The 2,687-nt window shown below is 47.1% G+C and carries 2 protein-coding genes and 1 tRNA gene; all 3 read left to right on the top strand.

Annotation, left to right across the window (positions count from 1 at the left end):
* The coding region (locus tag MHN01_RS23775; RefSeq protein WP_239413831.1) for a GNAT family N-acetyltransferase at positions 1-410 on the top strand (410 nt) is incomplete at its 5' end.
* 369 nt (positions 411-779) lie between these two features.
* Positions 780-2,252, top strand: a complete 1,473-nt coding sequence (locus tag MHN01_RS23770; protein WP_239413830.1) for a C69 family dipeptidase — start codon at positions 780-782, stop codon at positions 2,250-2,252.
* Between the two features lie 180 nt (positions 2,253-2,432).
* Positions 2,433-2,523, top strand: a tRNA-Ser gene (locus tag MHN01_RS23765).
* Positions 2,524-2,687: the final 164 nt, after the last annotated feature.

The following is a 2,687-nucleotide window of genomic DNA, read 5'->3' as shown; positions in this document are numbered from 1 at the left end:
TTGTTTTGCCTATTTCGGATACGCTTAAGAACAAGACGCCAAATGAAGATTTTCACGTTATTTGTCTTGGCGATAACGAGGCTGATAGCACTATCCTCGGCTTCTTTATTCTTGATCACTCTTTTGCAAACCACCCTGAGTTTAGCCAATTTGGTGAGTTGGGCTTGCGGGCGTACTTTATTGATGCCCGTTATCAGGGGAAAGGCTTTGGGCGTCAGTCATGCCAACTAATGGGTGATTATGTGGCCGCTCATTACCCTTCGGTTTCAAATCTAGTTCTGACTGTGAATCAACGGAATACGCCAGCTCGGGCACTCTATCTTTCTTGCGGTTTTCTGGATTCTGAATCACTGTATCTGGGAGGACCAGCAGGGCCTCAGCATATCATGTATCTTCCTCTGGCTGCCTGAGCAATCAGGTAAGCTTTACACTGTAAACTGGCGGTTTATTACCCTTTTAAATCGCCAGCTAAACTACCGTTACACCTCCATTCCTTTTCCGATAGTGCCCCTTCTTTTTTCCGGTTGGGTGTTATGTCTATCTTACTTATATCAATCTCAATGCATACAAGTTGCATGTCGAGGTTTTGTCCGCTCTCACTTTTATTATTCCGATCTTTATATTTTTAATAGCGTGATCGGCTAAACAATAAACAAAAGGCCAGAGATATACACTGCGGTGGTGGTATTTATTGACATAATTAGCATAAAAGAGATAAATATCACTATAATAGTGAATATCTATTCATCTTGAGATTCGTTCCTACATGGAGATGTACGATGAAAAAAATGTCTGTGACTCTGTTATCCGCTGCCGTTTTATCTGCGCTCAGCTTGAGTGCCAACGCGTGTACTGGCCTTATCGTGGGCAAGGGGGCATCTGTTGATGGCAGCATCATGATTGCCCGTAACGAAGATTTTGGTATCAACAACTGGAATAAATATTTAGCTTATCGTCCGGCACAAGAAAATGAAGCCGGTGATTGGACGTTAGGAAATGGTCTGACTGTGCCAATGCCTGCGAAATTCTATGGCTACTCTGCCATTCCTGACTGGGACGCCAACACGGTCGATGGTGACGGAAAGTTTTATGAAGAGCGCGGGATAAACGAATATAACGTTGCGATTTCAGCAACGACCAGTGCTGAGGTAAACGGCAAGGCGCAAACGGCCGATCCTCTGGTTGAAAAAGGTATCATCGAAGCCATTATACCGACGCTTATCCTGCCGCAGGTGAAAACGGCGAAGGAAGGGGTTGAGCTTTTAGGAAAATACATCGAACAGTATGGTGCCGGTGAAGGCAACAGCCTGTATATCGCTGATGTTGACGAGGCATGGCTGGTTGAGATTGGCTCAGGGCACCACTGGATTGCAGTCAAAGTACCGGATGACAGCTACGCTATGATAGCCAACGGCTTACGTATCCATGGTGTTGATCTTAGCAGCGAGGATGTGCTCCATTCTACAGGGCTTGTCGAGTTCGTCGAAAAGCATCAACTGCTTGAACAGGCTGACACGGCATCGTTTAACTTTGCCAAGGCCTTTGGGGTAACCGGGGATGTCTACAACATCGACCGTGAATGGCTGGGACAAAATATGCTATCGGCATCAACTGAGCAGCCAACTCGCCAGGATCAGTATCCGCTGTTTATGAAGCCGGATCAGAAGATCTCTGTTCAGGATGTGGCGAATGTGCTTGGTGCTACCTACAAAGGCACTCAACTAGAAGCGAATGGCGAGCGTCCGATGCGCGTCGAGCGCCAGTTGGAATCACATATTATCCAGCTACGCCAAGACATGCCGAAGGAGCTGCAAGGCCTGATTTGGCAGAGTTTTGGGGTATTACCTGAGTCGGTACTTGTTCCGTTGTACTCCAGCCTGCAGGATTACCCGACACCGTACCAGACAGGAAGCGATACTTACTCAGATCAGTCTGCTTACTGGCAGTTCCGCAGTCTGACAGCGCTGGCTTCTGCGGCACCGGATAAGTACCTGCCGATGCTCAAAGCTACCTGGGATAAGGAAGAAACCAAGCTGTACCAGCAGGTGAGCAGTTTGGATATGACGCTAAAATCTTTGTACCAATCAGATAAGCAAGCTGCGTTGAATATGGCGTCTGACTATTCTTACGGTCAGTTGCAGCGTACCTTGTCGATGGCGACAGAAATTCGCTACAAGATGATGACAGATCTGACCAAGAGTACCGAGAAGAAATACTCTGAAGAAGAGTTTAAAAAGATCATGAGCTTGTAATATAGATCTGGCTATTACATGGCCCTCAGTGAGCTATTTACTGAGGGCTTTTTTCTGTCTTTTTTACTGTGGCAGAGTGAGTTTTGTGCACGCAAAGGAATGGTTGATCAAAAGCTGTGCGGTTGGTTGATTGAAGGGTTTACACAGCCCAAAAGCTACCGTATCATTCGCCGCACTTACGGAGAGATGGCTGAGTGGTTGAAAGCACCGGTCTTGAAAACCGGCATACGTTTGTAGCGTATCTAGGGTTCAAATCCCTATCTCTCCGCCACATTCAAAAAAACCGCTGAACTATCAGCGGTTTTTTTTCGTCTAAATTTTGTGATTCGAGATAGGGTGCAGAACCCTAGAGGGGCGGACGGCCAGTCTTCAGCCGAGCGAAGCAAGACAACGTTGCTAGCCGAAGGCGTGGTAAAGCAACGGCCCGAAGGGCGA

The sequence above is a fragment of the Photobacterium sp. OFAV2-7 genome, from assembly GCF_022347985.1.
In the GTDB taxonomy this organism is placed as follows: domain Bacteria; phylum Pseudomonadota; class Gammaproteobacteria; order Enterobacterales; family Vibrionaceae; genus Photobacterium.
Note: the sequence above shows the minus strand (reverse complement) of the source record. Positions and strands in the feature narration are given on the sequence as shown.

Excerpts from the sequence above, each read along its gene's own strand:
- MHN01_RS23770 (WP_239413830.1), top strand. The coding sequence starts at position 780 with ATGAAAAAAATGTCTGTGACTCTGTTATCCGCTGCCGTTTTATCTGCG.